We start from the raw sequence: 6,003 nt of genomic DNA on the forward strand, positions 1-6,003 counted from the left end.
GCAGTCGCGTACACGCTGAACAGCAGGCCCAGGAAGGTCCTGGACTGGAAGACTCCCGCGGAGGTCTTCGCCGAGCAGCTACGCTCGCTCTCAACGCACGGTGTTGCAACGACCGGTTGAACCCGCCCGGCTTCCGCCGTCAGGCGGGTGAAGGTCTCGACCGCCTTGGCGTTCATGTAACCGGAGTAGACGCGCTTGGCGAGAATTTTCACCAGTTCATCACTCGGATCCCCCAATTCCGCAGCGATCTCGCGCTTGATGGCCGAGACGTACTTCAGTTCCTCCGCCGCCGCGATGACCGAGTCGAGATCGAAAGACCCCTTGGACATTTGTTCCAGCTTGGGAATCGTCACGGGGTCAATATCCAGTAAGTCGAGTACGAGGAAAGGGCGCTCATCCAAGATGTTCGCCTTGTCCAGGTCGGTGTAGAAGTTCCACAGGCGGCCGTTGGTGAGCACGCCGATGCGTGCCTCACTCGTGTGGAAATAGCGCACTAGCTGGCTGGCATGGGCCAAGGACAACTCCGCTCTGACCTTCTTCACCTCGATGAGGATGTTGACACGGCCTTCGCGCATGATCGCATAGTCGATCTTCTCGCCCTTCTTCAACCCCAGGTCAGCCACGAACTCCGGAACGACCTCCTCCGGATCGAAGACGTCATAGCCGAGAACCTGAGAGATGAACGGCATCACGAGGGCGTTTTTCGTGGCCTCCTCCGTTTCGAGGGAGCCCATGTAATCTCGCACTCGCCGCGCCACCTGCCCAAGTTTGTCTTCGAATTCTGTCATGCCACCGCACCCCTTTATGGTCAGGCGCTGAGACACCTGATCCCGGCACGCCCCCGTCACTGCGGCAATTGGATGCCGCTGACTTTGACGCAATATAGCCCAGCCTGGGACTCGTTAGAACGTACGCCCGCTTCGAACGTCGGAGGGTGGCTGGCTTGCGAGTTCCGCCGACAACCCTTGCCTCCCTACACGCAGGAGCCGCCTTCCCCGGCGGGAAGACGGCACGCCGTCCGCGCGGTCACTTCGCGTGACGGGCGAGCAGGTCGCGGGCGACGTCGATGCCGGCGGCCTCGACGTCATACGAGCCGGTGGCCTCGTGGTGGGCCTCCACGGCGTCGGTGATCCGGTAGTGGTCCGGGTTGCCGGGCGGGTCCGAGGTCTCCAGCACGTGGATCAGATAGGTCTCCCCGGCGGCCAGGTCCTGGCGGTCACGGTTCTCGTGATGGGTCATGTCGTCCTCTCGGGCGGCGTCCGGGCGGGGCCGATCCCCGCCACTCGTACGGACCAGCGTGGGACCGTGCGTCGCACCAGGGCCAGGCCTGCCCGCCTGCACCCGGGCCGGATCTTCTGCGGATCTGACCCTTCTGGCTGCTCGTTCGACCGCCAGAAGGGTCAGAACCGCAACGGATTCCCCTCGGCCGGGCGCGCGGCCGGCTCAGCCCTGACGCTCGGCGAGGTCCGCGAGCCGGTCGATCGACGCGCGGAGCTGCTCCTCGCCGGTCCGCAGCGCCTTCTGGATGCGCTTCGGGTCGGCGAGCCGCGCCCAGTCATAGGTGTGGGTGACGCGGCAGCCGCCGTCGTCGTCGCCGTCGACCTCCCACCGCCAGAGCTGGCCGAACGGCTCCCCGCCGACCTCGGAGGGCTTCCAGGCGATGCGGCGGCCCTCCTCGAACTCGACCACGTGGTTCGCGCGGTCCACGCCCTTCTGCAGGGTCATCACGAACACGTCCCCGACGGCGGTCACCCGCTGCCCGGGGGCGGCCTCGGCCAGGTTGTCGTTGCCGTCCCACTCGGGCTGGCGGGAGGGGTCCGCGATCAGCTCGAAGACGACGCCGGCCGGGGCGTCGACGTGGTGGGTCGCGGACACGACGCGGTCCTCGGGGGCGGGCAGGGCGGTCTCGTCGATGTGCTCCATGGGGAGAGCGTAGACCCCGATGCGCACCCGCCGAGAGGGTCGGCGGGGCTCGCTCGGGGAGCGGCCCCCGATCTCAGATCAGGCCCAGCGCGGTGAGCTTGGCCGCGGTCTCCTCGTTGGTCGGCTCCACCTGGTGGTCGCCGTCGGGGAACACGACCACGGGGATGTTCTTCCGGCCGGAGATCCGCTCGGCGGCATCGGCCTGGGCCGGGTCGGCGACGAGGTCCACGTAGTCGTAGGCGACGCCGAGCTCATCGAGCTGGCGCTTGGTGCGCAGGCAGTCGCGGCACCAGTCGGCGCCGTAGACGGTGAGGTCGTTCTGACTCATCCGTCCAGCGTACTGAGGGGTGGGATGCTGGGGGCATGCCCGCCTAGCCCTCCCCCTCCGGCCACACCGTCCACCTGTCCACGTCGGGCGTGGACGCCCGCATCGCCCCCGACGAGTTCGGCGGGTTCGTCCTGGAGATCGGCGGGGCTGTCCAGTCCCACGTGGACCTGGCCGACCCCGCTCGCATCCGCTACGAGTACCTGCGCCGCATGGCCCACGTGCTCGACGGCGTCGCTCCGGCGGGCGCGCCGGTGCGGGTCCTGCACCTCGGCGCGGGCGCGCTGACCCTGCCGCGCTACCTCCAGGCGACCCGACCCGGCTCGGAGCAGACGGTGGTCGACCTGGACCGGGAGCTCGTGTCCTTCGTGCTCGCCGAGCTGCCCCTGCCGGCGGGCACGGACCTCGTCTCCGTGGTCGCGGACGCGCGCCTGGCCGCCGTCGACCTCGCGCTGGACGGGGAGCGGTTCGACGCCGTCGTGCTGGACATCGGCACCGGCGAGGAGGGCGCCGAGCACCTGCGCGGCGCCGTGTTCTACGGGGAGCTGCTCGAGCTGCTGACGGCGGGCGGGGTGCTGCTGGTGAACATCGGCGACGACGCCGGCCTGCGCTTCCTGGGCGCCGAGCTGGGCGCCCTCGAGGAGGCGGCCGCCGAGGCCGGGGTGCCCGGCCCGTGGACGCTCGCGGACCAGGGGATGCTGGAGCGCCTGGACTGGGGCAACGTCGTGCTGGCCGCGGGGGCGCCGCTGGGAGAGGCCGGCTGCACGGAGCGCCTCGCCGCGGCGGGGCCGCATCCGGCGGCCGTGCTGGACCCGGCGGAGTCGGCCGCGCTGGCCGACCGCATCCGTCGCGCCTGAGGGCGGGCGCGGTGCTCAGAGCCGGGGGTCCTCCGCACCGGGGCCCGTCTGCGGTCGGGGCCACGGGTGGCCCCGGCGCTCCTCCGCCCCCTCGTTGAAACGACGCAGGAGCCTGCTGAACTCGACGACGTCCTCGGCGGGCCAGGAGGAGACGATCTGCGCCACGTTGTCCGCGCGGGAGCTCAGCTCCGCGGCGAGGCGGGCGCGTCCCTCCTCCGTGGGGCGGTGCAGCCGGGCGGAGCCGCCGTCGGGGTCCGCCACCCGCTCGACGAGGCCGACCTTCATGGCGGCGGCCACCTGCCGGTGGACGGTGGAGACATCGAGGTCGAAGGCCTCGGCCAGCTCGGCGACGCTCATGGCCCCGCCCGCCTCCAGGCGGGCGAGCAGCACGGTGGCGCTGCGCTCCAGCGCGCTCGACCGACCGTAGGGGGCCACCCCCTGCGTGGCCACCCGCAGCAGGAGCATGTGCTCGTACATGATCCCGCGGACCGGGTCGGCCCACGCCCCCTCAGATGATTGCATCATGCAAACGATGCTACCTTTTGCATCATGCAAATCGCCGAGCAGGAACGCATCGCCTCCCCCACCTTCGTCCTCGCCTGGGTGGTCTCCTTCCTCCAGTTCCTCGCGTTCTACGCCCTCGTCACCACCATGGCCGTGTACGCGGTCCGGCAGTTCGCCGCCTCGGACGCCGGGGCGGGGCTGGCCTCGAGCGCCTTCGTCATCGGCGCCACCCTCAGCCGCGTGGTCACCGGCCATGTGGTGGACCGCTTCGGCAAGCGCCGCGTCCTGGTGGTGGCCCTGGTCGCCGTCGCGCTGTCCTGCACGCTCTACCTCATCGCCTCCTCACTGCCGGCCCTCGTGGCGGTGCGCATGCTCCACGGCGCCAGCTACGCCTTCGCCAGCACCGCCGTCATGGCCCTGGCCCAGGCGGCCATCCCCGACGGGCGACGCGCGGAGGCCACCGGCCACCTCGCGCTGGGCACCACCCTGGCCACCGCGATCGGCCCCGCCCTGGGGCTCTTCCTCGCCGGCTCCATCGGCTACGCGTGGCTGTTCCGGGCGACTCTGGGGATCACGGTGGTCAGCCTCGTGCTGGGACTGCTGGTGCGCGAGGCGCCCGCCGCGGCGGACGTCGACGGCGAGCGCGCCGCCGGCGAGGTCCCCCTGGAGCACCCCGCCCCCGCGGTGGGCTTCCGCCTGCGCTCCGTGCTGCACCCGGCGGTGCTGCCGATCAGCGGCTTCATGCTGCTGGTGGGCCTGAGCTACGCCGGGATCCTCACCTACCTGAACGCCTACTCGGTGGAGCGCGGGCTCACAGCCGGCGCCGGCCTCTGCTTCACGGCCGCGCTCCTGGTGCTGGCCTTCGCCACGCGCGACGGGCACGTGGTGCTGGCCGGGGCGCTGAGCGGCCTCGGCTACGGCACGCTCATGCCCGCGGCCCAGGCGATCGCCGTGAACGCGGTGCCCTCCCACCAGCTCGGCGCCGGCATCTCCACCCTCATGCTGTTCGCGGACGTGGGACTGGGCCTGGGCCCCGTGCTCCTCGGCGGGCTCGTGGCCTCGGCCGGCTACGGCGCCATGTACGCGGCCCTGGCGGGTGTGCTGGTGATCGCCGCCGGGTACTACTTCGTGATGCACGGTCGCCGGCACGGGCGGCGGGGGACCGTGGCCCGCGCCTGAGTCCCGGGCGGTGACGGCGGCCTGCCGCCGCGGGCGGCGCTATCGGCGCCGCGCCGGCCAGGACGCGAGCGTGACGGCGGCGAGGGCGCCCAGGGTGCCCAGCACCGTCGTCGTGGTGACCGTGGATCCGTCGGTGGGGGCCACCAGGTCCACCACGAGGGAGCCCAGGAGGTTGCCCGAGACCAGGCCGAGGGTGGCGGCGAAGACGCCCAGGCGCGGGACGACCATGGCCCCCACCCCGATGAACACGCACCCCAGCGGGCCGCCGAGGTAGAGCCGCCAGTCATGCGGCAGCGCGGGCAGGCCGTGGCCGGAGGCCAGGGCGATCCCGCCCCACACGATCCCGAGGAAGAGGACGCCGGCGGTGAAGTTGACCAGGGTCGCCGGGATGGCGGTGCCGTAGGCCGTGGTCTGACGGGCGTTGAACACCTGCTGCCCGGCGGTGGCCAGGCCGGCCAGCAGGGGCAGCAGGGCCAGCAGGGCCCAGCCGGGCCCGCCGCCGGCCTCGCCGAGTGAGGGCCACACCACGAGGGCGACCGCCGCCAGAGCGAGCGCCGCCCCCGTGAGGCGCCGCGGCGTCAGGCGCTGCACCCCGGCGGGGCTGAGCCCGAGCCGGTCCACGACCATCCCGCCGACCACCTGCCCGGTGACCACGGCGACCGTGAACACGGCCACGCCGAGGGGGCCGATCGTCGCGGACTGGGTGAGCACCAGGAGCCCGCCGATCACACCCGCCACCGCGTACCACGGGCGCACGGACCCCGCAGCCAGGGCCGGGCGGATGCGGGCCAGGCCCCGGCGGCCCCGCGGCGTCAGCACGCTCACGAGCACCATGACGACCAGGCCCGCCGCGAAGGAGCACAGCGCGGCGAGGACGGGGTCGCCCGTCAGGTGGGCGAGGCGGGAGTTGATGCGGCCCTGCAGCGGCATCACGGAGCCGGCGGCCACCGCGAGCGCGAACAGCAGGGCGGTCGCCCGCGGGGAAGGGGCCTCCGGGCGGGCGGCGACGGCGGCCGGGCGGGGGTGGGAGGGCCCGAGGCCGGCGGACGGGGCAGAGGATTCGGGTGGCATCTCCCCGTTCTACACCCCTAGGGCGTGTCTGAGAATAGATGCACGAGTCAGCTGAGACCCTGGGGACATGTCCCGGTTCCAGATGCTCTCTGACACCCAATGGGAGTTGATCGCCCCGATGCTCCCGACCCGGACCGGCCGCGC

Annotated in this window: 7 protein-coding genes and 1 pseudogene; 2 read left to right on the forward strand and 6 right to left on the reverse strand. The window is 72.1% G+C overall.

Annotated features, from left to right (window positions below):
- Positions 1-464: 464 nt before the first annotated feature.
- The 4 genes and pseudogenes from MA879_RS12575 to MA879_RS12085 form a co-directional block, all read right to left on the reverse strand.
- Positions 465-788 (reverse strand): annotated as a pseudogene (locus MA879_RS12575) (restriction endonuclease); the annotation flags it as partial.
- 238 nt (positions 789-1,026) lie between these two features.
- Complete coding sequence (locus MA879_RS12075; RefSeq protein WP_248126818.1) at positions 1,027-1,239, reverse strand: hypothetical protein; 213 nt, start codon at positions 1,237-1,239, stop codon at positions 1,027-1,029.
- A gap of 204 nt (positions 1,240-1,443) precedes the next feature.
- Complete coding sequence (locus MA879_RS12080; RefSeq protein ID WP_248126821.1) at positions 1,444-1,923, reverse strand: SRPBCC family protein; 480 nt, start codon at positions 1,921-1,923, stop codon at positions 1,444-1,446.
- Positions 1,924-1,996: 73 nt separating this feature from the next.
- Positions 1,997-2,251: a glutaredoxin family protein gene (locus MA879_RS12085; protein ID WP_119217677.1), complete on the reverse strand. Its 255-nt coding sequence runs from the start codon at positions 2,249-2,251 to the stop codon at positions 1,997-1,999.
- Positions 2,252-2,340: 89 nt separating this feature from the next.
- On the opposite strand from MA879_RS12085, the gene MA879_RS12090 reads away from it, so the two are divergent.
- On the forward strand, positions 2,341-3,105 hold the full coding sequence (locus MA879_RS12090; RefSeq protein ID WP_335342059.1) for a spermidine synthase: 765 nt from the start codon (positions 2,341-2,343) through the stop codon (positions 3,103-3,105).
- 15 nt (positions 3,106-3,120) lie between these two features.
- On the opposite strand, the gene MA879_RS12095 is transcribed toward MA879_RS12090, so the two are convergent.
- Positions 3,121-3,630 (reverse strand): MarR family winged helix-turn-helix transcriptional regulator, encoded by a 510-nt coding sequence (locus MA879_RS12095; RefSeq protein ID WP_192593825.1) that lies wholly within the window; start codon positions 3,628-3,630, stop codon positions 3,121-3,123.
- A gap of 24 nt (positions 3,631-3,654) precedes the next feature.
- Here MA879_RS12095 and MA879_RS12100 point away from each other — a divergent pair, with 24 nt between their 5' ends.
- Complete coding sequence (locus tag MA879_RS12100; protein WP_248126824.1) at positions 3,655-4,788, forward strand: MFS transporter; 1,134 nt, start codon at positions 3,655-3,657, stop codon at positions 4,786-4,788.
- A gap of 39 nt (positions 4,789-4,827) precedes the next feature.
- Here the strand turns inward: MA879_RS12100 and MA879_RS12105 are convergent, their stop codons facing one another.
- A complete protein-coding gene (locus MA879_RS12105) occupies positions 4,828-5,859 on the reverse strand; it encodes a DMT family transporter (RefSeq protein WP_248126827.1) in 1,032 nt (343 codons plus the stop codon).
- Positions 5,860-6,003 lie beyond the last annotated feature (144 nt).

Source organism: Micrococcus lacusdianchii (assembly GCF_023155805.1).
Taxonomy (GTDB): Bacteria; Actinomycetota; Actinomycetes; order Actinomycetales; family Micrococcaceae; genus Micrococcus; species Micrococcus lacusdianchii.